Origin of the sequence: Pedobacter sp. GSP4 (genome assembly GCF_051857575.1) — a bacterium.
Classification (GTDB): Bacteria; Bacteroidota; Bacteroidia; order Sphingobacteriales; family Sphingobacteriaceae; genus Pedobacter.
On record NZ_JBPZIR010000005.1, the window covers coordinates 42,290 to 68,878 of the forward strand.

At 40.1% G+C, this 26,589-nt stretch carries 22 protein-coding genes and 1 riboswitch; of the genes, 13 read left to right on the top strand and 9 right to left on the bottom strand.

Going from position 1 to position 26,589, the window contains the following annotated elements; translation table 11 throughout:
- The first annotated feature begins 68 nt into the window (after nucleotides 1–68).
- Entirely contained in the window at nucleotides 69–578 is a 510-nt protein-coding gene (locus ACS5PU_RS14285) for a GNAT family N-acetyltransferase (RefSeq protein WP_439459834.1), read from the top strand.
- Between the two features lie 11 nt (nucleotides 579–589).
- Here ACS5PU_RS14285 and blaB1PEDO read toward each other — a convergent pair whose 3' ends face one another.
- From blaB1PEDO to ACS5PU_RS14310, 5 genes are all read right to left on the bottom strand, one after another.
- A complete protein-coding gene (gene blaB1PEDO, locus ACS5PU_RS14290; protein WP_439459835.1) occupies nucleotides 590–1,300 on the bottom strand; it encodes a PEDO-3 family subclass B1 metallo-beta-lactamase in 711 nt (236 codons plus the stop codon).
- 68 nt (nucleotides 1,301–1,368) lie between these two features.
- A complete protein-coding gene (locus tag ACS5PU_RS14295; RefSeq protein ID WP_439459836.1) occupies nucleotides 1,369–1,875 on the bottom strand; it encodes a GNAT family N-acetyltransferase in 507 nt (168 codons plus the stop codon).
- A gap of 127 nt (nucleotides 1,876–2,002) precedes the next feature.
- The gene (locus ACS5PU_RS14300; protein WP_439459837.1) at nucleotides 2,003–2,599 is read right to left on the bottom strand and encodes a short chain dehydrogenase; all 597 of its coding nucleotides are present in this window, start codon (nucleotides 2,597–2,599) and stop codon (nucleotides 2,003–2,005) included.
- A gap of 81 nt (nucleotides 2,600–2,680) precedes the next feature.
- The gene (locus ACS5PU_RS14305) at nucleotides 2,681–3,814 is read right to left on the bottom strand and encodes a histidine decarboxylase (protein WP_439459838.1); all 1,134 of its coding nucleotides are present in this window, start codon (nucleotides 3,812–3,814) and stop codon (nucleotides 2,681–2,683) included.
- Between the two features lie 150 nt (nucleotides 3,815–3,964).
- The gene (locus tag ACS5PU_RS14310; protein WP_439459839.1) at nucleotides 3,965–5,572 is read right to left on the bottom strand and encodes a S41 family peptidase; all 1,608 of its coding nucleotides are present in this window, start codon (nucleotides 5,570–5,572) and stop codon (nucleotides 3,965–3,967) included.
- A gap of 189 nt (nucleotides 5,573–5,761) precedes the next feature.
- Here ACS5PU_RS14310 and murQ point away from each other — a divergent pair, with 189 nt between their 5' ends.
- The 8 genes from murQ to ACS5PU_RS14350 all read left to right on the top strand — a co-directional run bounded on the left by murQ (nucleotide 5,762) and on the right by ACS5PU_RS14350 (nucleotide 15,921).
- On the top strand, nucleotides 5,762–6,568 hold the full coding sequence (gene murQ, locus ACS5PU_RS14315; protein WP_439459840.1) for an N-acetylmuramic acid 6-phosphate etherase: 807 nt from the start codon (nucleotides 5,762–5,764) through the stop codon (nucleotides 6,566–6,568).
- A gap of 307 nt (nucleotides 6,569–6,875) precedes the next feature.
- Nucleotides 6,876–7,442 carry a hypothetical protein gene (locus tag ACS5PU_RS14320; protein ID WP_439459841.1) on the top strand — a complete coding sequence of 189 codons (567 nt, stop codon included), beginning with the start codon at nucleotides 6,876–6,878 and terminating at the stop codon, nucleotides 7,440–7,442.
- 38 nt (nucleotides 7,443–7,480) lie between these two features.
- A complete protein-coding gene (locus ACS5PU_RS14325; protein WP_439459842.1) occupies nucleotides 7,481–8,224 on the top strand; it encodes a Bax inhibitor-1/YccA family protein in 744 nt (247 codons plus the stop codon).
- A 116-nt stretch (nucleotides 8,225–8,340) separates the two neighbouring features.
- Nucleotides 8,341–8,444: riboswitch (SAM riboswitch) on the top strand.
- Between the two features lie 119 nt (nucleotides 8,445–8,563).
- Nucleotides 8,564–12,262, top strand: a complete 3,699-nt coding sequence (gene metH / locus ACS5PU_RS14330; protein ID WP_439459843.1) for a methionine synthase — start codon at nucleotides 8,564–8,566, stop codon at nucleotides 12,260–12,262.
- Between the two features lie 140 nt (nucleotides 12,263–12,402).
- The gene (gene metF / locus ACS5PU_RS14335) at nucleotides 12,403–13,356 is read left to right on the top strand and encodes a methylenetetrahydrofolate reductase [NAD(P)H] (RefSeq protein ID WP_439459844.1); all 954 of its coding nucleotides are present in this window, start codon (nucleotides 12,403–12,405) and stop codon (nucleotides 13,354–13,356) included.
- A gap of 193 nt (nucleotides 13,357–13,549) precedes the next feature.
- Nucleotides 13,550–13,852 carry a hypothetical protein gene (locus ACS5PU_RS14340; protein ID WP_439459845.1) on the top strand — a complete coding sequence of 101 codons (303 nt, stop codon included), beginning with the start codon at nucleotides 13,550–13,552 and terminating at the stop codon, nucleotides 13,850–13,852.
- Nucleotides 13,853–13,933: 81 nt separating this feature from the next.
- The gene (locus tag ACS5PU_RS14345) at nucleotides 13,934–14,347 is read left to right on the top strand and encodes a tail fiber domain-containing protein (protein ID WP_439459846.1); all 414 of its coding nucleotides are present in this window, start codon (nucleotides 13,934–13,936) and stop codon (nucleotides 14,345–14,347) included.
- A 149-nt stretch (nucleotides 14,348–14,496) separates the two neighbouring features.
- Nucleotides 14,497–15,921: a sugar MFS transporter gene (locus ACS5PU_RS14350; protein WP_439459847.1), complete on the top strand. Its 1,425-nt coding sequence runs from the start codon at nucleotides 14,497–14,499 to the stop codon at nucleotides 15,919–15,921.
- A gap of 421 nt (nucleotides 15,922–16,342) precedes the next feature.
- Here the strand turns inward: ACS5PU_RS14350 and ACS5PU_RS14355 are convergent, their stop codons facing one another.
- The 4 genes from ACS5PU_RS14355 to thrA form a co-directional block, all read right to left on the bottom strand.
- Complete coding sequence (locus ACS5PU_RS14355) at nucleotides 16,343–16,885, bottom strand: REP-associated tyrosine transposase (RefSeq protein ID WP_439459848.1); 543 nt, start codon at nucleotides 16,883–16,885, stop codon at nucleotides 16,343–16,345.
- Nucleotides 16,886–17,003: 118 nt separating this feature from the next.
- The gene (thrC, locus tag ACS5PU_RS14360; RefSeq protein WP_439459849.1) at nucleotides 17,004–18,311 is read right to left on the bottom strand and encodes a threonine synthase; all 1,308 of its coding nucleotides are present in this window, start codon (nucleotides 18,309–18,311) and stop codon (nucleotides 17,004–17,006) included.
- Nucleotides 18,312–18,414: 103 nt separating this feature from the next.
- Entirely contained in the window at nucleotides 18,415–19,350 is a 936-nt protein-coding gene (locus ACS5PU_RS14365) for a homoserine kinase (protein WP_439459850.1), read from the bottom strand.
- 93 nt (nucleotides 19,351–19,443) lie between these two features.
- A complete protein-coding gene (gene thrA, locus ACS5PU_RS14370; protein WP_439459851.1) occupies nucleotides 19,444–21,894 on the bottom strand; it encodes a bifunctional aspartate kinase/homoserine dehydrogenase I in 2,451 nt (816 codons plus the stop codon).
- Between the two features lie 763 nt (nucleotides 21,895–22,657).
- On the opposite strand from thrA, the gene pckA reads away from it, so the two are divergent.
- From pckA to ACS5PU_RS14390, 4 genes are all read left to right on the top strand, one after another.
- Nucleotides 22,658–24,253: a phosphoenolpyruvate carboxykinase (ATP) gene (gene pckA, locus ACS5PU_RS14375; RefSeq protein ID WP_439459852.1), complete on the top strand. Its 1,596-nt coding sequence runs from the start codon at nucleotides 22,658–22,660 to the stop codon at nucleotides 24,251–24,253.
- Between the two features lie 298 nt (nucleotides 24,254–24,551).
- On the top strand, nucleotides 24,552–25,382 hold the full coding sequence (locus ACS5PU_RS14380; RefSeq protein WP_439459853.1) for a MotA/TolQ/ExbB proton channel family protein: 831 nt from the start codon (nucleotides 24,552–24,554) through the stop codon (nucleotides 25,380–25,382).
- A 77-nt stretch (nucleotides 25,383–25,459) separates the two neighbouring features.
- Nucleotides 25,460–26,074: a biopolymer transporter ExbD gene (locus ACS5PU_RS14385; protein WP_439459854.1), complete on the top strand. Its 615-nt coding sequence runs from the start codon at nucleotides 25,460–25,462 to the stop codon at nucleotides 26,072–26,074.
- Between the two features lie 3 nt (nucleotides 26,075–26,077).
- Complete coding sequence (locus ACS5PU_RS14390; RefSeq protein WP_439459855.1) at nucleotides 26,078–26,584, top strand: ExbD/TolR family protein; 507 nt, start codon at nucleotides 26,078–26,080, stop codon at nucleotides 26,582–26,584.
- Nucleotides 26,585–26,589: the final 5 nt, after the last annotated feature.

Consider the following 26,589-nt stretch of genomic DNA (forward strand, 5'->3'; position numbering starts at 1 on the left):
ATTTTTCATCGGGAAGCTCAACGTGACAAATCTTATAAGCGATTTATCTTTATCCTTATCTTTGCCTCATGCAACTACAAGTACAGAATAGCCAGCCAACCGACATCGATACTATTTTCGGGTTTTACGATATGGCTATTGCCCATCAAAAGAAAGTATTTAACAAACACTGGCAGGGTTTCAGCAGGGAATTGGTACAGACCGAAATAGCAGAAAACCGCCAATATAAAATTTTGGTTGATGGTGAAGTAGCTTGCGTATTTGCCGTTACTTTTAACGATCGGCTAATCTGGGGCGATCGCGATCAGGATGCCATCTACATCCACCGCATTGTAACACATCCCGACTTTAGGGGCTATTCTTTCGTAAAAGAAATTATTAAATGGGCGAAAGTATATGCTGCAGAAAATCAACTGAAATTTATCAGGATGGATACCTGGGCCGACAATCAAAAACTGCTTGAATATTATACCAGTTGTGGTTTTGAATATGTAGGCGTTGTAACCATGGAGAAAACTGATGGTTTGCCCAAGCATTACGAGGGCATTAGTTTAAGCCTATTCGAAATTGTGGTTTAATTACGCCTGTTTTATTTCTTGCTTAATAACTTTTGGGTATAATCTAACGCTTCTGTATTGCCCCAGGCCTGGTGGCCTGTAATTACAAATTTGCTGTCAGGGTATTTCTGTTTTAGCTTTCCGATACTTTTTGGCCATGCCTCCAAGTCTGCTTCTCCGATATAGCCTAAATCTGTAGCTTCGGTGCTTTTAACCAGGCAACCACCAAACAGAACTTTATCCTGTCCAAACCAAATAACCAGATTATCTTTTGTGTGCCCTTTGCCTGCGTAGTAGGTGCTAAGTTTATAGTTTCCAACGGTAAAAGTGGTGTCATTATTAAAGGTATAGGCTGCCCTTGGCTCTTTGTTGGCGCGAAGGATTTCATCCGTTAACTTGCTGGTATAGGTTTTTATGCCTTTGCTTTTAAAAAATGCCAGTCCGGCGGCGCGGTCGCCATGCGAATGGGTAGCAATGGCAAGCACTACTTTTTGGTGGTGTTTTGCCTGGATGGAATCTAAAAATGGCTCAAACTGTGCCGGGTCCCAAGGCGCATCAATTACAACCACACCTTTATTGGTAACCAGGTACACGGCATTGGCATCGGTTAAAACACCTTTGTAATTGTTGTAAGTGGTATACACATATAGATTTCCGGTTAAATGCTTAATTTTTATTTTTGGGTTTTGTGCAAAAGCTGTAAAAAAAGATAAACTGAGCAAAATTGAAAATACCTGGCGCATGAATATAAAATTTAAGGATTATCGGATCGCAAATAACTTATATCAAAAACGAAGGCATTTGATTTAAATTACTTCAGCTCTATTTTCCAGCTTAACATATCATCTACTTCTCCAACATGGATAAAATGATTTTTTTCTAATATGGAGTAAGAGGCAATATTATCTTTAGTGGTTGAGGCAAAAACTGATTTCACTTTGGGCTGTTCTTTGGCCCATTGCAGTAAGCGGCCTACAGCTTCGGTCATAAAACCTCTTCCGCGAAATTCCTCATAGGTGCCATAGCCTATTTCAATTTCTCCATTAGGATCGGGTTCGCCAACAAAACAGATATCACCAACCATCCGGTTATCAGGTTTGGAAACAATCGTCCATAGGGTATTGTACAGATAGTCTTTATCCTTGTCGAAAACATTGGGCAAAATGGTTTGCTGCAAGGCTTCCTGTAGCTCTGGTGAGATGTTTTTCTTGGTTGGTAAAAGTTGAAATTCTTTTTCTAACGAATGGTCATCTTTAATGTATTTTAACAGTTGGTTATGGGTTAAGGGCTTTAAAATGAGGCGTTCAGTTTCTATCATAATTGAGATTGTTATGCAGACTAATATAAACCTTTAGCGATTAAATATCCAAGTTTTTGGGAACAAGCTTTTGTTAATAAAGCACAAATCGCTTGGTGAAAATGGGGCTATGAATATGTAGTGTGGCTTAATACACCTTAATTATCTGCCCGGTAATAATGCCTAAAGTACTTTTTTCGTAGGCTTTTACCACTTTATCCATCGTAACAGGAATTTCGCCAGGAAATGAATCGAAATAAGCCGGAGAATCTTCTACCACATTAGGGCTTACTGCATTTATTCGGATGCCATTTTCGAGTTCAGGTGCAGCGGCAATCGCAAAAGAATTTAGTCCTCCATTTACTGCGCTTAACGCAGCGCCTGCGGCTACCGGCTGGTCGGCCAATATGCCCGATGTTAAAGTAAAAGAACCGCCTTTATTGATGTAGTGCTGGCCAATGAGTACCAGGTTAACCTGACCCAATAGCTTATCCAGTAGCCCACTTTTAAAAACTTCTCCCGTCATTTGCTTAATCGGTGCAAAAGGCCCTTTACCGCTGGTACTGATCAGTGCATCAAAAGAACCTGCTTTTTCAAACATCGCCCTGATCGAGTCTTCGTTGGTAATGTCTACCTGGATATCGCCCTTGGTATTTCCTACGCGGATAACTTCGTGCTTTTTAGCAAAAGCATCACTAACTTTTTTGCCCAGTGTACCTGTGGCACCTACAATGATGATCTTCATATCTGTTTATTTTAAACGAACGGTATGCCCGAATTTACTATTGCTAATAAACATCACAGTTATTTAAAAGTTTCAATAAGATCAGCCTTCCATCACCATTTCGGCAGTTAAATCGGTAATAAAAAGATCAATGTGGGCTTTGGTTACATTGGGCATGCAAATGAGGTGCGAATTGCCCTGCTCGGCGGCCAATTGCCATTTTTGACATAAGACTTTGGGCGGGGCAGGGAAATTAACGGTAATGGCATTTGTGTTTCGCCAGGCTGCAATGCCCAATGCTTTAAGCCTTTGTTCTGCGTAGGCCGCAGTTTCTAAACTGTGCATGGCCCTCTTTTTTAAGCCCGTTATTCCTAAGCGCTTAATGGTATGCCATAAAAAAAGTGGACTGTGCCCATTCCTTGATCCAGTTATTGTGGTATCTATACTCCCAATGTATGCCACCGAACGCGCAATTCTGTCGCGGTTCGATTTTTTGGCTACCACGACTCCGCAGGGCATTGGCGAACCAAAAAATTTATGGCCGCTAATGGCAATGCTATCTGCGCCATCTTCAAAATCGAAAGCTGGCCTGGGTTCTATAAGGGCACTGTAAGTTCCGGAAAGGGCTGCATCTGCATGGATATAGTAGTGCTGTATGGCTAGTTTTTTTAAAATCGCCTTAATTTTCGCTACATCATCACGGGCTTCGGTCATGGTTGTGCCAATATTGGCCATAATGATTACGGGCATATGGCGGTTCATCATGATGGTGTGTTCTAGGTCATCGTAATCAATTTCGCCATTTTGCTGGGTGCGGATAACAATGTTAGACATGTTGAGGAGATGGAGGTTTTTCTGGACGCTGTAATGCGTAGCTTCCGAATAATAGACCATTCCTTTTGGGTGCAGCTCGCGGGCTAGATAGAGCCCGTATAAATTACCTTCCGAGCCCCCGTTGGTTACATAACCCCACCAATTATCTTCTGGTGCGCGGAACAGTGAAGCAAAAAACTGAACTACCTCTTTTTCAAGCTCACGCGATCCGACTCCATAGGTTGAATTTACAAAGGGATCTCCCAAATTGTTCATCGGGTATTTTAAGAAATCGATCAGATCCTGATAATTGAAATCTTTGGCAACCGGATAACCTAAAAATAGATCGGTTTGGGTTTTTATTGTTTCCAATAAATCGCTTAATATTTTTTGATCTTCTGCCGACAAATGCTGCGCTTCCATAATTGATAGATTTGCAGGCAAAATTAATAAAGCGAAATAAAGTATCGATTGTTTATTTTAAATAAAAATATAATTTCTTTTTAATCTGTTATTATAGAATTATATTTTAACGTTGGCGTAATAAAAACAGCCGAAAGATATAAAATATGGCTATTGAAGGTTAACAAGGGCCTGCCTTACCGCATTGTCTGTTTGATTGGCTGCTTTATAGTAGCCCACATCGCCCAGGTAATAGCGGCACAACAATGCTTTAAGGTCATTTTGGATAATTGTTTTCGAATTATACAGTTGAAAGCGGTCTATCGGTACGTTTTTGCGTTGGATAAAGCCGATAAAATCTTTAAAGTCGTTATCGTTTATAGTAAAGATATTAATGTTCTGCTCTACAAAACTAGCGCTATATCTATTGGTTAACACATTAAAAACATAATCGGAAAGTACCTTTTTGCTGACCAGATTGCTGTAAAACTTATTATACCCATTGGTGTCCAGCTTTACAAAAACATCAGGTTGTATACCGCCGCTTCTTTTTAACTTTCGGGCTGGCTGTACATTTACCCCTTCGGTTTTCTCAATAGAATCCTGAAACGAAGTACGGTCGCCGGTTAGCTCGCCATCTGTCATCCTTTCATCCAGCTCATGCTTGTAGGCATCATAACCTTTTTTATACGATTTTTGAATGCTACGGCCTGATGGCGTATAATACCGGGCAATGGTTAAGTTAAGTGCAGAGCCATCGCCAAAAGCAAATTGCTCTTGTACCAGGCCTTTGCCAAAAGAACGGCGGCCAACAATAATCCCACGGCCTAGATCTTGTATCGCTCCTGCTACGATTTCACTCGCCGAAGCTGTATTTTCATTAATCAGAATGGCCAATTTGCCGTTTTGAAAAGCCCCGGTGCCTGTAGAAAAATAATCGGTGCGGGGTTCGTGTTTGCCCTGCGTATAAACAATGAGCTTATTTTCTGGCAAAAACTGATCGGCCAGGCCCGTTGCTGCCGTAAAATAGCCTCCGCCATTGTCACGCAGATCGAGGATCAGCTTTTTCATGCCCTTTGCTTTCAGGTTGTTTGCTGCCGTAGCGAAATCGTTATCCGTGTTGGCCCCAAATTTACTGATGCGCACATAACCTGTTTCGCTGTTCATCATATAGGCGGCATCAATACTGCTGATGTTTACTTTGCCACGTGTAACCATAATGCGGTTGCCCTGCGCAGCGCCCGGATGCAATAAAACTACGCTCACCCCAGTGCCAGCTTTACCTTTAAAACGGCCGGTAAGCTGTTCTTTCGGTAGGTTTCTGCCACTTACCACGGCAGTATCGATGCTTAAAATTTTATCGCCCAGTTTTATCCCAGCCTGGTAGGCCGGTCCATCTTTAACCACACCGGTAACCATCATGGTATCGTTAAGCATATAATACTCAATACCTACGCCCTCAAAGTTACCTTCCAGGTTATCTGTCATATCCTGTGCATCGGTTGGGGGTAAATAAACACTGTGCGGATCTAGCTGATGTAAAACACTATCAATCGGTAAATTCTGAAGCGAATCGGTATTAATTTCATCAACATAATTGCCGTTGATGATGTGGAGGATCTCATTTAGTTTCTCGTCGCTGTTGCTGGCCAGCTGCGGACTTTTTTTAACGCCAAATCCTTGGTCTTTAATGAACTTTATGCCCAAAAACATACCAACTATTAAAATTACAGAATAGCTTACAGCGATTAGTATATTATTGCGGGTATTTTTTTTCATTAGCGTTTTGCAAATTTATGAAAATTAGCGGGTTGATATATTTTTTAACTGCATTTTCTTGCCTTTTGTTTACATTTTTTCATATAATTTAAATATAAGAAGAGCCCCCCTAAATTTTATCACAGATATTTTTGAATTTTTAGGGCAGTTTTTAGAAAGAATTTACCGAATTTTATCAAAATTAAATTTATGAACAGAGTTACCGAGCAAGAATCTAACTACAACCACATCGATCAGATGTCGGTGTTGGAGGTTTTGCAGGGCATTAATAACGAAGATAAAACTGTAGCCTTTGCAGTAGAAAAATCTTTGCCTCAGATCGAAAAGTTAACTTCGGCAGTTGCCGAAAGAATGAAAAAAGGCGGTCGCCTTTTTTATATTGGTGCAGGCACAAGTGGCCGTTTAGGTGTGGTAGATGCATCAGAGTGTCCCCCTACTTACGGTGTGCCTTTTGATTGGGTAGTGGGTATTATTGCCGGTGGAGATACCGCGATTAGAAAAGCAGTAGAATTTGCCGAAGATGATGCTGAGCAGGCCTGGAAAGATCTGCAGGAATTTAACATTAACGAAAAAGATTGCCTGGTTGGTTTAGCGGCTTCGGGTACTACACCATACGTAATTGGCGGATTAAATACCGCACGCAAGCACGGTGTTTTAACAGGCTGTATTGTTTGTAACACAGGTGGGCCTATTGCTGCTGAATCGGATTTTCCGGTTGAGGTGGTTGTTGGACCAGAGTTTATAACAGGTTCTACCCGCATGAAATCCGGAACTGCCCAAAAATTGGTTTTAAATATGCTGAGCACTACCGTTATGGTGCAATTGGGACGTGTAGTTGGCAATAAAATGGTCGATATGCAGTTAACCAATCATAAGCTGGTAGATCGCGGTACACAAATGGTGGCCGATGAGCTGAGCATTGGTTATGATGAAGCTGCTGAATTACTAAACCGTTACGGGAGCGTACGTAAAGCGGTAGAAGCAGGACAACATTAACAAATGATTGAAGGATAGAATGACTGAATGATTGATTGACTGAATAATTGAATGAGAGAAGGATTGAAGGATAGAACGGATGATGTTGGAGAAGAAAGAAACATTCACGCATTCAAAGTTTAATCCATTAATAATTAAGATAATTGATTGAGAGAATGTATGATGGTGGAAGGGAAAACATTCACTCATTCAAAATTCACTCATTCAATAATTAAAACTGAAAGAATGAACGATTGATGGAATGATAATGGGGATATGGAAAAACATTCACTCATTCAAAATTCACTCATTCAATAATTAAAAATGCATGCACGAGATTGAGCCTTATTACCAGTGGAGAGATGATTATATTTCGGCAGAGGATGAGCGTTCGCCATTTTACAACACCGAATATTCAGAGCTTTATTTCGATAAGCAGATTTACAACTTTTTATTGCACCCACAGTGGGATGAATTCGGTTCAAGCACACTTTACCTCAAGGTGCTGTATGCCGATTACGACCGCAGTTATGCCATTATAGAGTTTATCGGCGAGTGGAACGATGCCATTAACAACGATATTATGCTGTTAAAAAGGGATATTTTAGAGCTGATGATGGATGAGGGGATCAATAAATTTATCCTGATTGGTGAAAATGTGCTGAATTTTCATGCTTCTGATGATAGTTACTACGAAGAATGGTTTCAGGAAGTAGAAGATGGCTGGATTGTTGGTGTCAATTTTCAGCAACATGTAATTACCGAATTCAGGGATAATAACATCGATTATTACATTAACTTTGGTGGAGCTTTTGATAACCTGCCCTGGCGTACATTAAAACCTTTACAGTTCTTTAAAAAAGTTGAAGAACTACTGACAAAAAGATTGAACTAAATATTTATTTTTATATAGTTAAATACACAAAATTTAAAATGGAACAACAAAATTATCAATATCAAGACAACAGTGTTTTTGTACAGGAAAACACCATTTCTAAGAAATTTTTTGCAAATGTATTCTTATGGATGTTTGTTGCATTAAGTTTATCAACACTTGCTGCCTTTTACATTTCTAACAGTGAACCAGCTTTACGTGCTTTGATCAATTTCGAAACCGGACAAAGAACAGGTTTAGGTTATGTTGCCATGTTTGCACCGCTGGGCCTTGTTTTATTAATGGGCGCCGGTTTCAATAAATTATCTTACGGTGCGCTTCTGGGCGTATTTGTACTTTTCTCATTGCTTTTAGGCGTGAGTTTAAGCTTTATTCTCTTGATTTATACCGGTGCATCTGTAATTACGTGTTTTGCTGCAGCTGCCGGTATTTTTGGTATTATGGCCGTTATGGGTTATACCACAAGTATCGATTTAAGTAAATTTGGCCCAATCTTAATGGTAGGTGTAGCAGGTTTATTTATTGCCGGTATCTTAAACATGTTTATCAAAAGCGAACAGTTTAGCTTAATCATGGCTTTTATCGGCATTGCTGTATTTACGGCACTAACCGCTTACGATGTACAGAAAATCAAAAGAATTGGTATGGGCATCCAAGAAAGTGGAGAAGCCATTCCAGAAGCAGATACCAAGAAATTGGCCATCATGGCTGCGCTAAATCTGTACTTAGATTTCATCAATATCTTCCTTTTCTTATTGCGTATCTTCGGAAGCAGAAAATAAGCAATTTAAACAGAACAATATTCTTAAGGCTGTGCAGTTTTGCATGGCCTTTGTAATTTTATTTGGCAGCAAAGCGATAATTTTTGGAATTGATGTTGCTTTGTTGCATTTTTGTATGCTTATTAAGAAAGACGGAGGGATTAGACCCAACGAAGTCTTAGCAACCTGTAACCTACAAGGTGCTAAATTCTATTCTGCAAATAGCGGGAAAAGATAAGTTTAGGATTACGATTCACGTACCAACTTTTTAAATAAGCCTTTTAGGATGTAAAATGTATAACGGAAGATGTATAATACGTCTTGCCATATTCCATTTTACATCCACATTTTACAAAACAAATGGGTATAAGAGAAGAATTAGAAAAACGTATTTTGGTGATTGATGGCGCTATGGGCACCATGATTCAGCGATATACCTTAACAGAAGAAGATTTTAGGGGGGAGCGATTTAAAAACCATCCCTGTGATGTAAAAGGCAATAACGATTTGCTTAACATTACACGCCCGGATATTATAAAAACGATACACCTGGAGTATCTGGCGTCTGGTGCCGATATTATCGAAACCAATACGTTCAGTACACAGCGCATTTCCATGGCCGATTACCAGATGGAAGACCTTTCTTACGAGATGAGTTTTGAAGGTGCGCGGGTAGCTAAAGAAGCTGTTAACGAGTTTATGGCTGCCAATCCCGACCGTAAGTGTTTTGTAGCCGGTGCAATTGGGCCAACCAACCGTACCCTATCTATGTCGCCAAATGTAAACGACCCAGGTTTTAGAGCTGTTTATTTTGACGAATTAGAGGCTGCCTACTACGAACAGGTACGCGGTTTGGTAGATGGTGGTTCGGACGTATTACTGATTGAAACCATTTTTGATACCTTAAACGCTAAAGTGGCTATTGTAGCCATTAAAAAATATGAAGAGGTTATTGGGCGTAAGCTGGAAATCATGATTTCCGGTACCATTACCGATGCCTCAGGCCGAACGCTTTCTGGTCAAACCGCCGAAGCTTTCTTAAACTCGGTAATGCATGCAAAACCATTAAGTATCGGTTTTAACTGTGCTTTGGGTGCTAAAGAAATGCGCCCGCACATCGAAGAGCTGGCCGCAAAAGCAGGCTGTTATGTTTCGGCTTATCCAAACGCCGGTTTACCTAACGAGTTTGGTGCTTATGATGAGCAACCGCACGAAACCGCGCACTTGGTTGATGATTTTATCGCATCGGGCTTTGTGAATATTGTTGGTGGCTGCTGCGGTACCACACCCGAGCATATTGGCTGTATTGCCAAAAATGCCAGGAAAGCTGCCCCGCGTAAACTTCCTGTACTCGAACCTTACATGCGTTTAAGCGGATTAGAGCCGGTAACCATTACGCCCGAGAGTATTTTTGTAAATATAGGGGAGCGGACCAATATCACCGGATCTCCAAAGTTTTCTAAACTCATTTTAGGTGGCGATTACGAAGCTGCATTGGCCGTGGCCTTACAACAGGTTGAAGGCGGTGCGCAGGTAATCGACGTGAATATGGACGAGGGGATGTTGGATTCGGAGGCGGCAATGACAAAATTCTTAAACCTCATTGCTTCTGAACCCGATATAGCCAAACTGCCGATCATGGTCGATTCATCTAAATGGTCGGTTATTGAAAATGGCTTAAAATGCCTGCAGGGCAAAGGGATTGTAAATTCCATTTCTTTGAAAGAAGGAGAAGATAAATTCCGCGAAAGTGCACGCAAAATTATGCAGTACGGTGCCGCGGTTGTGGTAATGGCTTTTGATGAGCAGGGGCAGGCCGATAATTACGAACGCAGAAAAGAAATCTGTAAAAGAAGTTACGATATCCTGGTGAACGAAATCGGTTTTCCACCTGAAGATATTATTTTCGATCCGAATATTTTAACCGTAGCAACCGGTTTGGAAGAGCATAACAACTATGCAGTCGATTTTATAAATGCCACCCGATGGATCAAAGAAAATCTGCCCTATGCAAAAGTAAGCGGTGGTGTATCTAACATCTCATTCTCTTTTAGGGGCAATAACGTGGTCCGCGAAGCCATGCACTCTGCATTCCTTTACCACGCTATTCAGGCAGGTTTAGATATGGGTATTGTAAACGCCGGTATGCTCGAGGTTTATCAGGAAATTCCGCCCGAATTATTGGAAAGGGTAGAAGATGTACTCTTAAACCGTAGGGAGGATGCCACTGAGCGCCTGGTAGAATACGCCGATACCGTAAAATCGAAGGGTAAGGAAATTGTTAAAGATGAGGAGTGGAGAAAGGGATCAGTAGAAGAAAGGCTATCCCATTCTTTGGTAAAGGGTATTGTCGAATATCTGGACGATGATGTGGAAGAGGCAAGGCAAAAATATGCCCGTCCGATACAGGTAATTGAAGGCCCGTTGATGGATGGGATGAATATTGTGGGCGATTTATTTGGAGCCGGAAAAATGTTCCTGCCCCAGGTAGTAAAATCGGCCAGGGTAATGAAAAAGGCAGTGGCTTATTTATTGCCATTTATTGAGCAGGAAAAACTCGATAACCCTGATCAGGATCAGAACTCATCAGCAGGAAAGGTATTAATGGCCACGGTAAAAGGCGATGTTCATGATATTGGAAAAAATATTGTTGGCGTTGTACTGGCCTGCAATAACTTCGAAATTGTAGATATGGGCGTAATGGTTCCTGCACAGGATATCATCAAAAAAGCCAAAGAAATAAACGCCGATATTATTGGCTTAAGTGGTTTGATTACGCCTTCGCTGGATGAAATGGTTCACTTTGCCAAAGAAATGGAGCGCGAAGGTTTTACCATTCCATTGATTATCGGTGGCGCTACAACTTCACGGATCCATGCTGCAGTAAAAGTGGCGCCAAACTATTCTGGTCCTGCCATCCACGTCCTCGATGCATCGAGGAGTGTTACGGTTTGCAGTACTTTAATGAATCCTGATGCAAAAGACGAGTATGTTGCAGGTATTAGGGCAGAATACGATAAAGCACGCGAAGCACATTTAAACAAGCGCTCGGATAAAAGGTTTAAAACGTTGGAAGAGGCCCGTAAAAATAAATTTAAGATAGATTTTCAGCCCAACCTGCCTGTTCCTGAATTTACCGGTACCAGGGTGTTCGATAATTATCCATTAGAAGAACTGGTTCCTTATATCGATTGGACGCCGTTTTTCCATACTTGGGAACTCCGCGGCAGTTATCCGAAAATTTTCGACGATAAAAATGTTGGCGATGAGGCCAAGAAACTTTTTGATGATGCCCAAACCTTATTGAAACGTATCCTTGATGAAAAATTATTAACCGCAAGAGGTGTAATCGGTTTCTGGCCGGCAAATTCGGTTGAAGATGATATTCAGTTGAGCGTTGAGCGTTCGGAGTTCGGAGACTCCAAACTGCAAGCTGAAAACTCCAAACCGGTAACCATACATACCCTCCGCCAGCAGGCCGAAAAAGTATATGGGCAGCCATATTACGCCTTATCTGATTTTATTGCGCCCAAAGAAAGCGGAATCCAGGATTATTTTGGGGGCTTCGCTGTAACTACCGGTATTGGGATAGATGAACTGGTAAACGAATTTGAAGCCAACCACGATGACTACAACAGTATTATGGCCAAAGCCCTGGCCGATCGTTTGGCCGAAGCTTTTGCCGAGCGCATGCACGAACGTGTGCGTAAAGAATACTGGGGTTATGCAAAAGATGAAAATTTGAGCAATCAAGAGCTGATCAAAGAAGAATATGCAGGTATCCGTCCGGCGCCGGGTTATCCGGCATGCCCTGAGCATACCGAAAAAGGAACTTTGTTCGAATTGCTTGATGCCGAAAACAAAATCGGGCTGCGCTTAACAGAAAGCTATGCCATGTATCCAACGGCAGCAGTAAGTGGATTTTATTTTGCACATCCCGATTCGAGGTACTTCGGATTAGGTAAAATTACCAAAGATCAGATAGAAGATTACGCCATCAGAAAAGATATGCCGATTGAAGAAGTAGAACGGTGGTTAAGTCCTAATTTAGCTTATTAACCCACTTTGTCATCCTGAGTGCAACGAAGGATCTCTAAGTGACGAACATATAATTTTGATGTAGCATTCGTCAAAAAATAAAAACTGATATTGTGTTTGAGCTGCTTCATTAGCATTCAGCATGACAACTAAACCAGGGTATGAAGATTATAGACCACATAAAAAACGCAAAGGGTAAAACCTTATTCTCTTTTGAATTATTACCACCTGTAAAAGGGCAAAGCATCCAATGGATTTACGATGCAATAGAACCATTGCTGGAATTTAATCCGCCCTTTATTGATGTAACCTCACTCCGCGAAGATTATATTTACAAGGAGCAGGCAAACGGTTTGCTGCAAAAGGTATCTTACCGTAAACGTCCGGGTACCATTGCCATTTGTGCAGCCATTATCCATAAATATAAAGTTGATGCGGTTCCACACTTGATCTGTGGTGGATTTACCAAAGAAGAAACTGAAAATGCCCTTATCGATTTACAGTTTTTAGGTATCGATAACGTTTTGGCTTTGCGTGGAGATGCACGTAAGGCAGATGGGAATTTTGTTCCTACTCCAGGCGGACACTGTTATGCTACTGATCTGATTGAACACATTAAAAACCATAATGAAGGTAAATTCCTCCATGAAGACGTAGAAACTTTTAAAAGTGATTTTTGCATCGGCGTGGCGGGTTATCCTGAAAAACACTTTGAAGCACCTAACATGAATACCGATTTCAAATATTTGAAAAAGAAGGTAGATGCAGGTGCAGAGTTTATTGTTACCCAGATGTTTTTCGATAACCAGAAGTATTTCGATTTCGTAAAGAAATGCAGAGAAAATGATATTAATGTGCCTATTATACCAGGTTTGAAACCGATCAGTACTTTATCGCAATTGAATGTGCTACCTAAGATTTTTCATATCGATTTACCTGATGAGTTGACCGATGCCCTATCACATGCTAAAAACAATAATGAGGCAAAAGAAATTGGTACAGAAGCGATGATCAAACAATGTAAGGAACTGATTGATTTCGGCGCTCCGGTTTTACATTTTTACACTATGGGCAGGCCAGAACAGACTAAGCAGATTGCAAAGGCTATCTTTTAATCGAGTTTAGTAATTGTAAAATAACACATCAATGCGGGCATAACATGTTCCGCATTTTTGCTTTTAGGCTTTAATGAAACTCGTCAATTTCCAACGTAGCTATTGAACTGCTAATTTGGAAATGGTTAAAATTCTTACAGAACTTTAACCATCAATTTGTTGTTTTAAAACTATAGGGCTTATATTTGCAACAATGAAGTTTTTCACCCTCAAATACATATTGATTGCATGCATTGCGGTAACTTTTTGCTTAAAAGTTAGCGAGGCAATTTCGTATTTGAGCTATTCTTCTGATCATGTTGAGTTTTTATCCGACAATGATGATGCAACAGAAAAAGAAGAAAAGAAGGCAGAAACTGAATATGTAGTACATCAGCTTGCCTTTCAGGTAGAAATGAACTTTACGCTTCAAACTTCCAAAAAAGTAATCATTCCCGATCACGCTTTTCAGTTGGCTTACTTTCCTGAGGTTTTAACGCCTCCACCTTCCGTATAAAACAATCCTTTTCGATGTTTATACTGTTCTGCAAAACCTGCAGGATAAATGGTTTATTTTAAAAATTACAAATAATAATATATGAAACGAGCAATTTCATTTGCAGTGTTGTTAATCGCTGCTTCGTTAAAATTAAGTGCGCAAGAAATTGTGCAAAACAATGTTAAACCCGTAAATAATTCTTTAGAAATGGTTTCTAAGCTTAATCCTGTAAGTTTTAATTACGATAAAGCTTGGGCCGAAAAACTAAAACTCTCTGCCAAGCCACAATATGGATTTGTAGCATCTGAAGCAAAAACTGCTGTTCCGAGCTTGATTACGGTATGGCCAAAAGACTATGCTTCGGGTAAAAATGCTTTTAAAACAGCTACAGTAACTAAAGTGGATTATGAAAGTTTAGTTCCGCTCCTAGTGGGCAGCATAAAAGAACAGCAACAGCAAATAGACGAATTGCGGCGCGAAATTAAGGCGCTGAAATCGCAAAATGCTAAATAATTGCTTTAAGAGGCCAGGTTTTAAATCTGGCCTCTTTTATTCTAAGGCAAATGGTTACTGAAAGTAAAAAAACAGTAACTAATCTGTGGTTAAACCATCCAGTGGCATTATTGGACTAGCTTTGCCGCATTAAATAATTTAAATAAATAATGAACAACAAAATTGCTGAAAGCCAGTCTAGATCAAATTACGCCGTTCCCTTAGTTACCATTACCCTTTTATTTTTTATGTGGGGCTTTATTACCTGCATGAATGATATTTTGATCCCATATTTGAAGCAGCTTTTTAATTTGAGCTTTTTTGAATCTATGCTGGTGCAGTTTTGCTTCTTTGGCGCTTATTTCGTTGGATCGTTAATCTACTTTTTAATTTCATATACCAGTGGCGACCCAATTAATAAAGTAGGCTATAAAAAGGGTATCCTTTTCGGAATTGTATTGGCTGCTGTTGGCTGTGTTTTATTTTTCCCGGCTGCAACCTATTCTATCTACCCATTGTTTTTAGGGGCACTGTTTGTTTTGGGGCTTGGTTTTACCGTATTACAGATTACTGCCAACGCCTATGTTTCTTTGCTTGGTCCCGAAGATAGTGCATCGAGCCGCTTAAACTTAACCCAGGCCTTTAACGCATTTGGAACTACAATAGCCCCAATTTTAGGCGGGCATCTTATTTTTGAGTTCTTTTCAGAAGCAGATGGAAGTTTTAGTGCATCTGCAACGCGTATACCTTATTTAATTTTTGCTGGTATACTGTTGCTGGTAGGCTTGCTTATTTTTTATGTTAAACTGCCCTCATTTCAGCCTGAAGCAGAAGAGCAGGTAAAAGGATTGGGTGTACTTAAATTCCCGCATTTAACAAGGGGAATAGTAGCCCTGTTCTGTTATGTTGGTGCAGAGGTTGCTGTTGGTAGCTTTATCATCAGTTTTTTAAGGCTGCCCGAAATTACAGGTTTAGAAGAGGCTGTTAGTAAAAATTATCTGTCGCTATATTGGGGCGGGGCAATGATTGGCCGTTTTGTAGGCGCTATTTCACTTAACCATACCTTAAGCCAGGCTAAAAAAAACATGTATATGTTGGGTACCGCGATTTTAGTCTTTATTTTAATTTTCAGTATTGTTGATCTGACCTTTGTGCAGATTAGTTTTTTCCTGGTTTTTATTGCCTTGAATTTCTTGGGATTTTTAGTTGGTAAATCTGCCCCGGCCAGAACGTTGGCCATTTTCTCTACAATTAATGTGTTGTTGTTGATCTCAGCAATGGTAAACAAAGGAGAACTGGCCATGTACAGTGTTTTAGGGATCGGTATTTTCAACTCAATCATGTTCTCCAATATCTACACTTTATCTATTGCAAAATTGGGAGCTTATACCAGTCAGGGCTCATCATTATTGGTAATGGCCATTTTAGGAGGAGCTATAATGCCGCTTGTTCAAGGTGCTGTTGCCGATAAAATTGGCGTACACCATTCATTTATACTGCCATTGGTATGTTACCTCTTTATCTTGTATTTTGGGATTTATTGTTCAAAGCGGTTAAAGGGAATTGAACAGACGAGTATGAAATCTGGGCATTAAAGTACTGTTGTGGGTATATTTTAAGGATTACAAATCCTTAGCTCAAAAGTCGGGATTACAAATCCCGACCAGCACCTTATTGATCCACCCCAGACGTTGGTCCGGATTTGTAATCCGGCCCACGTGTACTCCAGATTTGTAATCTGATTTATAGATTTAATTTATAAATAAATAACTTCCTGTTGTTGGTCCGGATTTGTAATCCGGATCTCGTGTACCCCAGATTTGTAATCTGGTTTATAGATTTAACTTATAAATAAATAACTTCCTGTTGTTGGTCCGGATTTGTAATCCGGATCTCGTGTACTCCAGATTTGTAATCTGGTTTATAGATTTAACTTATAAATAAATAACTTCCTGTTGTTGGTCCGGATTTGTAATCCGGGTCTCGTGTACTCCAGATTTATAATCTGGTTTATAACTACAAATAAACAACGTCCAATAACCCCAATCCACCGGCATAATTTATAGCAGAGCTATAGTTGTAATGTTCTGCCTCCAAAACAATTCCTGATTCAATCGGATTGTTATGGATATAATCTAATTTCTGATCTTTGAAGCCGTTAGAATATAATGTTATTGGATGAAATCCATCTTGCCAAAATTTATATTCTTTGTTTTTTGAGTTTATTCGGGCAGCAAATGAAAATTTATCCAAGAGCCATTCCCGGCTCTCGTTAATTTCTCCAATTGTTTTGATAATCTTTTTCGAGGTGAATTTTTTAAAATCCCTGATGATATCTGAAAGTTTTTTGCCTTCAGTAGCACTAACAATCATATGTAAATGACTTGGCATTAAACACCAAGCATAAATGACTAATCCTTTTTCATCCTGACAATATTTAAGACTTTGGATAACCACTTCAGCAAGTTCTTTCCTCGTGAAGGCATCGATCCATCCTACTACCGTTGTGGTAATAAAATAAATATCGTTTTGATCATTAACCGAATATTTAAAGGCCATGATTGATATCAATTTAACAAGGATTAAAAATCCTTAGCTCAAAAGTCGGGATTACAAATCCCGACTAGCTCTTTCTTTGGTCCGGATTACAAATCCGAACCTTAGATTTTCTTTTTTTTTATCCTTTAAGCAAATAGTTTTTAAACCCTTCAAAATCTATCCCCAACTGATCAGCCTGTTTTGGTTTACTTTCTAAAGCAGTAACCTGTTCCGGAATTTCAATTTTCGCCGCAATATCTTCAGGGAAAATATCTGGAAACTTACACGCGTGTGCCGTTGATAGAAAAACTGCAGCACTTTCATCTGCAGGATTTTCGCTTCTGTATTTTTCGACTGCTAAATAAGCAATTGCCGTATGCGGGCAGGCTACGTAGTTTAATTTTTGGTCAATTTCTTTAATGGCTTCCAGTGTTTCATCATCCGTAAAGCGATAAGCGGTAACCACCTTTTTAATAGCATCTACATCTCCATCAAATAAATCCATAATGCGTACCCAATTGCTTGGCGCACCAACATCCATGGCGTTAGAGTAGGTTTGTGTAGAGGCTTTGGTTTCATAAACACCGGTTTCTAAAAAGCGCGGAACTGTATCGTTAACATTGGTAGCGGCAATAAACTGTTTTATCGGTAAGCCTAGTTTGTAGGCCAATAAACCCGCGCCGATGTTGCCAAAGTTTCCGCTGGGTACCGAAAATACCACGTCCGTTAAACCTTGTTTTTTAAGCTGGGCATAAGTGTTGAAATAGTAAAAGGTTTGTGGAATTAACCGCGAAATATTGATCGAATTTGCAGAGGTCAGCCTGAATTTTGCATTTAATTCATCATCTGCAAAGGCCTGTTTAACCAATGCCTGGCAATCGTCAAAAGTACCTTTAACCTCAATTGCACGTATATTTTGTCCATTGGTGGTTAATTGCAGTTCCTGTATCGGGCTTACCTTTCCTTCTGGATACAGAATGGTAACGCGGGTATTCGGCACACCCAAAAAGCCCAGGGCTACAGCACCGCCAGTATCACCAGAAGTAGCCACCAGAACGTCGAGCAGTTGTTCGCCATCTTTAAGAAAATAGGCCATTACCCTGCTCATAAAACGGGCACCAAAATCTTTAAAAGCCAAAGATGGTCCGTGGAACAGTTCCAGTACAAAGGTTTTGTCGGCTAATTTAACGGCCGGTGCTTCGAAGTTGATGGCTTCACTGATCAGCGCTTTCAAGTCTGCATCAGGAATTTCATCTTTTAATAATGCCGAAGCTATAGTATAAGCAATTTCAGGTAGGCTGTATCGATCAATATGCTCTATAAATTCGTCATCAAGCTGCGGTATTTCTACAGGCATATATAAACCTTTATCCTGCGGCATGCTATTAAAAACGGCATCTTTAAAAGAAACCCGTAAATTTTTATTGTTGGTTGAGTATAGTTTCATGGTTTAATGAGGTTGGAGGGTTGAAAGGTTGAAGGTTGGAAGGTTGAAGGTTGGAAGGATTTGGATGCTTAGCCCTCCACCTTTAAGCCTTCAGCCTTCCAGCTTAAGAAATTACTTTTGGTCCTTCGGCGTTAACCGGCGAAACAAAAGCTTTGCTGTTAATATTTATTTTATGTAAGTGTTGTTGTTGCGATTTGGTTATTTTTTTTGCCGTTTCTTCATCTTTCGTCAAGGCAAAAACAGATGGGCCTGAACCAGAAATCCCAAAACCTATGGCGCCGTTTTCCATGGCCAGTGTTCTCATTTCTTCAAAACCTGGAATCAAGATTGAACGTGTAGGCTCTACCAGTACATCTTTCATGCTCCTGCCGATCAAATCGAAATCATTCATGAACAGTCCGCTTACCAAACCCGCAACATTTCCCCACTGGGTTACCGCATCTTTTAATGCAACTTTACTGCGGATCATCTGGCGTGCATCTTTGGTCGGTACATCCACCTCCGGGTAAACAATGGCTGCGTACATGCCTGCTGGTGTTGGTAACGAAATTACATCGAGTGGTTCGTAACTTCTTACCAGTACAAAACCGCCCAGTAGGGCAGGGGCAACATTATCTGCATGGCCGTAGCCACAGGCCAGTTCTTCGCCTTTCATGGCAAAAGGAACCAGTTCTTTCGCTGTTAACAGATCGCCCATTAATTTATTTATCGCAAATAAGCCCGCAACCGTACTGGCCGAGCTCGACCCCAGGCCGCTGCCAATTGGCATCTTTTTGTGCAGCTCAATTTCAACCCCAACATCTAAACGGTTAATATGCTGTAAATAATGCTGAACACTGGCGCTAACCGTGTTTTTAGCCGCATCTAGGGGTAAACGGCCGTCATCACCTGTAATTCTTTTGATTACCACTCCGGGCGTATCCGTAAAACGCATTTCTACTTCATCACCAGGTTCGTTTACAGCGAAGCCCAGTACATCAAAACCACAAACTACGTTGGCAACGGTTGCCGGAGCGAAAACTTTTATGCTATCTTTCATTATTTCTATATCAAGTAGCGCATATTAAAATTGAAGATTCACCTCAACTTCAATAGCTAACTTATTTATCATTTCTATTTTAATTTCACCACTTTAGCTTAAAGTGCCCACGTTAATAATATCGGCAAAAACACCGGCAGCGGTAACTTCTGCACCTGCACCAGGGCCTTTCACCACCAGTGGCCGCGATTTATAACGGTCGGTAGTGAAAGAAATAATGTTATCACTGCCCGATAGCATATAAAAAGGGTGATTGTCATCAACCATCTGCAGGCTGATTTCTACATTGCCATCTTCTAGCTTGCCAATGTAACGCAGCACTTTCCCATCATTGGCAGCTGTATTTTTTAAGTTCTCGAAATAGGCAGCATTAGCCTGCAGTTCCGAATAAAAATCTTCAACCGATGTGGCATTTAAACAGGCTTCCGGTAAAATATTGTCGATTTTAACATCGCTGGCTTCTAATGGATAGCCGGCATCGCGCGCAAGGATCAACATTTTACGCATAAAATCTTTACCGTTTAAATCATCGCGTGGATCGGGTTCAGTATAGCCCAGCTCTTGCGCTTCTTTTACGGTTTCATAAAAACCTGCATCACCTTTAAAATTATTGAAGATGTAAGAAATAGTTCCCGATAAAATGGCTTCAATGCGTGCCACTTTGTCTCCGCTCATCATCAATTCCCTTAAAGTGCGGATAATCGGCAAGCCTGCGCCAACATTGGTTTCGTAGTAAAAATCGACACCAAATTTGCGTGCGGTATCTTTAAATGATTTGTATTGTGCAAAATCTGCTGAATTTCCTTTTTTGTTGCAGGTTACCACAGAAATACTGCTTTCAAATATGCCCTGATAGAATTCAATCGGGGCCTCTGCCGCAGTATTATCTACAAAAACACAGTTTGGCAGGTTCATGGCCTTCATTTTGGCAACAAATCCGGCTAAATCAGCTTGTTCGCCATTGGTATCCAGCGCCGCTTCCCAGTTATCAAGCGATAAACCATCCTCATTGAAAATCATTTTCCGCGTATTGCTGATCCCGGCAACTTTAACCTGCAGGTCGTTATTGGCAGCCAGGAAAGGCATTTGTTCTTTCAATTGGTTAAATAGCGTTTTGCCAATGTTTCCGGTACCCAAACAAAAGATGTTTAAAGTTCTTTTTAGGTCGGTAAAGAAAGCATCGTGTACAGCGTTAACTGCTTTGGACAGATCGTCCTTACTGATAATTACCGAGATATTGTATTCTGACGAACCCTGTGCTATTGCCCTAACATTAATACCATTACGGCCAAGCGCGCTAAATAAACGTCCGCTCATGCCTGGGGTACGTTTCATGTTTTCACCTACAATGGCCAGAACAGCCAGGTTATTTTCAATTTCGGGCAGTTCGAGTTTCTTGGCATCCAGCTCCAGCTCAAATTCTTTTTTGATCAGGGCAATGGCCTGCGAAGCATCGCTCGGTTTAACCGCAAATGTAATGCTGTGCTCTGATGAGGATTGGGTAATTAAAACAACGTTGATCTGCTCCCGTGAAAGCAAAGAGAACAAGCGGCCGCTAAAGCCCGCTTTGCCAACCATTCCGCTTCCGGTGAGGTTAATAATGCTGATGTGATCGATTGAAGAAATCCCTTTGATAGGCAGGTTAGATGTTTTTACATCACTTTTAATATAGGTTCCTGCAAAATCCGGTTCAAAAGTGTTTTTAATCACAATTGGGATTTTTTTCATAAATGCAGGGATCATGGTTGGCGGGTAAATTACTTTCGCACCAAAATAACTCAGCTCCATGGCTTCGGTATAGCTTAATTCAGGTAAAGAGAAAGCTTTTTTCACAATGCGCGGATCGGCAGTCATCATACCGTTTACATCCGTCCAGATTTCTATTTCCTCCGCATTTAACGCCGCGCCCCAAACGGCGGCGGTATAATCAGAACCGCCACGGCCCAATGTAGTAACCCTGCCTGCGGTATTGCTGGCGATAAAGCCGGTAACAAAAAGTACTTTATTTTTATTTTCCTGATAGAAACTGTTGATCAGCCTTTCAGTAAGTTCGGTATCCACTTTCGCCTGTCCAAAATTACTGTCGGTTTTAATCAGTTCAGCGCCATTTACATAAACAGCATCACCAAAATGCTGCGAAGCAATATGGCTGATCATGAAAGTAGAGCAGCGTTCGCCATAGCTTAAAATCTGATCTTTGGTTTGTAAGCTCAGCTCCTTTAAATTGCTAACGGCCTGTAATAGGTCTTCCAGTTCGTTAAAAAAGATTTTTAACCGTGTAAACACTGGGTTCTGCGCTGCTGCGGGTAGCAGCGAACGGATCACTGCAAAGTGTTTTGCCTCAATTTCTTTTAAATGGGTGTCGTAATCTTCACCCCGCTCGGCCATTTCGGCCATATCGGTCAGTAAATTGGTTACACCACTCATTGCCGATAATACAACTACCGGGCTGTTCTTCTGTTTTTCTTCGCCAACCAGGCGTAAGAGGGTTTTAATGTTCTCGGCCGAACCTACGGATGTGCCGCCGAATTTGAGTACTTTCATTAGTTTATATTGGGTTTAACTGTTTGATATTGCGCGGTTTTTTAGGTTTGCCCTTACAAGTCTCATTCAGCATGGTTTAAAAAAAAAGCGTCCCGATTTTCATCGGGACGCTCTCTGTGTTTTATGTTTTTTCAATTTACAACAAATTAGCCCCGCTGGTTTATACCGGTGGTAATAATAATTGATGTAATAATTGAAGTGTTAAATTTCATCTTGTCTTCGTGTACTTTGTACACCGTAAAGTAGAAGATTATTTTTTTAAAATGCAAATGTTTTTTAATTTTTATTTCGAAATTTTTATTAAAACGTTTAAGTAGATGCAATAGCCGTATTTTTCTATCAATTGTTTTTTTAGGCAAATGATGAGCGTGGCCTGTTTAAGAAAATTATGCGGCAGTTATTTGGCCTAGCCATCGTTTTAAGTATTAATGGGGTTTATAAAATACTTCACTATTTTATTTATGGTAAGTACAAAATACTGCACACTTTAAATAGTTACCCGCCTGTAATTAAGCATAGCCGGCTAAAATTTAAGCAAGCATAAGCAAAAACGCAAAGATGTTGCAGGTGAAATGATATTGTTTAACGTTTTACTTAGTGTAATTTTTAATTTTTTTTATCCTTGTAATTTACGATGTAAACATCTGTAAATAAATTGTTTACATATTAGTGTATTTGCTACAATATGTAAAAAATTACTTATTAAAACTAGTGTTTGTGGCGGATAAGTATTTACCTTTGCTGTACTAACTAACTTATTGTTATGAGCAAAAAGAGACTGCAAGCGCCAGATTTAAGCTATTTAAATCTAGGCGAAAACATTGCTGTAAAGTACCAATTATCTCCACAGGAATTAATTGATGATGCGTTATTGAATAATGAAGGTATGCTTGCCTCATCAGGGGCGCTGGCGGTAGATACCGGAAAATTTACTGGGCGCTCTCCTAAAGACAGGTTTATTGTTTGCGACAGCGTTACCGAAGACCAGGTATGGTGGGGCGATGTAAACATCAAAATCAGTCCGGAGAAGTTTGATCAGTTGTTTGATAAGCTAACTACTTATCTTCACGATAAACAGATCTACGTCCGCGATTCTTCGGCATGTGCAAATCCAGATTATGCGATATCCATTAGGGTAATTACAGAAACAGCTTATCAGAATCTTTTTGCTCATCATTTGTTTATCCGTCCAGAAGACGATCAGTTGGGCCTTACGCCCGAGTGGACCATTATAGCTGCTCCTGGTTTTCTGTCCGATCCAGCGGTTGATGGCACCAGGCAGGAAAACTTCTCCATTCTCAATTTTACCAGAAAAATGATCCTGATCGGAGGAACAGGATACACCGGTGAAATTAAAAAAGGGATTTTCTCGGTACTGAATTTCATTTTACCTGTATTTAAGAACACGCTTTCTATGCACTGTTCGGCAAATGTGGGCAAGGATGGCGATACCGCTATATTCTTTGGTTTATCCGGAACAGGAAAAACCACACTTTCTGCCGATCCGGATAGGGGGTTGATTGGCGATGACGAACACGGCTGGGGCGCAAGCTCGGTATTTAACTTCGAGGGAGGCTGTTATGCAAAATGTGTTGATCTTACCCAGGAAAAAGAGCCTCAGATTTATAATGCCATTAAAAACGGATCTTTGTTAGAGAATATCAACTTTTTTCCAGGTACAAAGGATGTAGATTACAGCAATATCTGTAAAACCGAAAATACCAGGGTTGCTTATCCTATTGATTATATTGAGAATGCCATTTTGCCATCCATAGCCGAGGTGCCAAAAAACATTTTCTTTTTAACCGCAGATGCATTTGGCGTACTTCCCCCAATTTCTAAATTAAATGTAGAACAGGCCATGTTCCATTTTATGAGTGGCTACACCGCAAAGGTTGCAGGCACAGAAACGGGGGTAACAGAGCCACAGTTAACTTTCTCGGCATGTTTTGGCAAGGCTTTCTTGCCCTTGCACCCTTCGAGGTATGCTGCCCTGCTTGGCGAGAAAATGGAAAAACACCAGGTAAACGTTTGGTTGGTAAATACCGGTTGGAGCGGGGGCGCTTATGGCGTTGGCAAAAGGATGAAACTGGCCTATACCCGGGCTATGATTACCGCGGCCTTAAATGGAAGCTTAGATCACAATAAATATAAGCAGCACCATGTGTTTAAATTAATGATGCCGTTGAGCTGTCCGGGCGTTCCCGACGAAATTTTAGACCCGTCGAAAACTTGGGATAATCAGGAAGAATACTTTTTGAAGGCTTACGAACTGGCAGATGCCTTTACCGAGAATTTTAAGCAGTTTGAGGTACCCAAAGTTGCAAAAAGGTACGACGAAGCGTTAAAATTGTGTTAAATATGCTTTAAAATGCATTTTTTGAACGAAAAATTTGCAATTCGAATTTTTTTTAGTTTTTATTGTGAAAGAATTGCCTCCGGCTGAGGCAATTTTTTTGTTATATGCCCAAGGTAGTTACCGTAAACTAAATGTTAAGTAACGATTTGATTGTTTATTGATTTATTAATTTGTAATTTAAAATCAATTTATAAATTTGTTTTTCGCAACAAAATCAGATACGAAACGTTGTGTGTATTACAAAAGAAAAAACAGCTAAAAATTAAAAACAAGAACTAAAACTAAAATTCAAAAAAAAATGGCAAACGCACCAAAACCAACAACTGTTAAAAAAGAGAGCTCTTCTAGTGCTTCAAATGTATTTGCAACATTCGTTATTCCAATCTGTATCGTTATTGGATTCTGTGTTTGGAGATTCGTATTCGGAGAAGGAACTAACTTTATTGATGGTGACAGAGAGAAATTACCTCTACCTGGAAACTACCTTGGAACAGCATACAAAGGAGGTCCTATTGTAGCGATCTTAGTTGGATTACTATTAGTAGTAATTGTATTCTCAATCGAGCGTCTAATTGTTATTGGTAAAGCAAGCGGAAAAACTAGCTTAGATACTTTTATCCGTAAAGTACAAGGCTTATTAAGCGCTGGAAACATCGAAGCTGCAAAAGCTGAGTGTGACAAACAACAAGGATCGGTTGCTAACGTAATCAAATCTGGTTTAAAAAAATATAGTGAAGTTGAAGCTGATACCAACATGGATGTTGAGCAATCAATCGTTGCTATCCAAAAAGATGTTGAAGAAGCTACAGCTTTAGAAATGCCAATGTTAGAGCAAAACTTAACTGTAATTGCAACTTTGGTATCAATCGGTACATTGGTAGGTTTATTGGGTACAGTAACGGGTATGATCCGTGCATTCGCCGGTTTAGCAAACTCTGGAGCTCCAGATCAATCAGCATTAGCGGTAGGTATCTCTGAGGCACTTATCAACACTGCAACTGGTATCTTGGTATCTACTGTGGCAATTATCATGTACAACGTATTAACTTCTAAAATCGACAAGTTAACTTACGCAATCGATGAGGCTGGTTTCAGCATCGTTCAAACATACGCTAGTTCGCATAAATAAGAATTTTGAAAAAATTTTTACCGGCTTTATGGAAAACCGGAAAAAAGATCATCATTATTAAAAACTAGTAAAATATTATGCCTAGAATTAAAGTTAAAAGAACAAGTACAGTAACAGATATGACCGCCATGTGTGATGTGGCATCATTGTTACTTACTTTCTTCATATTAACTGCTACAGCAAGGCAACCAGAACCTTTAGCCGTTTCTACACCCTCATCTACGTATGAGTTTAAAGTACCGGCCGAAAACAATGCGATTTTAACAATCGGACAAGGTAAGGTGTTTTTCGAAGTAGCAGGAAATAAAGTAAGAGCAAGAACATTAGAACTAATGGGCGAACAGTACAGCGTAAAGTTTACACCTGATGAAATCCAACGTTTCTCAGTAATCTCAACTTTCGGTGTGCCATTTGCAAATTTAAAAGGATTTATCGCTATGGGTGGTTCTGACCGTATGAAACCAGGTGTACAAACCGGGATTCCTACCGATTCTACCGATAACCAGTTAAATTCATGGGTTCTTAATGCACGTAAAGCAACTAAAGAAATCAATAATCAGGATATGAGATTAAGTATCAAAGGTGATGCTAAAGAAGAATATCCAGTGGTTAAAAAGGTAGTTGATGTGCTTCAGAAACAAGGAGTAAACAAATTTTTATTGGTTACTAACTCTGAAGCTAAAAAGAAATAAGAAATGGCAGAATTAAATACAGGCGGGAAGAAAGCCACACCAAGGGTTGATATGACTCCGATGGTGGATCTAATGTTTCTTTTGGTAACATTCTTTATCTTAACTACTTCAATATCTACGCCACAAGCCATGGATATTGCAAAACCAGATAAGAACGAGAAGTTACCTGAAAACAGATTAGAATTAAAAGCAAGTAAAACCATGACTATTTTATTAGGTAAAAAGGATAAAGTAGCTTGGTACATGGGTGTTACTGGTGACACAGCACCAACCATTGAATCTCTATCACAAGTGGAGGATGCTATTGTAAAAAATAGAAAAACAGCCGATGCCTCAGGCGTTGCTGGAGACTTTGTTGTATTGGTAAAACCAACAGCAGGTTCAACATTCCAAAACTTTGTAGATATCATGGACGAGCTAGAAATTCTTAAAGTGAAGGTTCGTCAGATTGATGATGATAATATTATGGAGCCAGAGAAGAACTTCATGAAAGAGCAAGGAATTTTATAATCAAT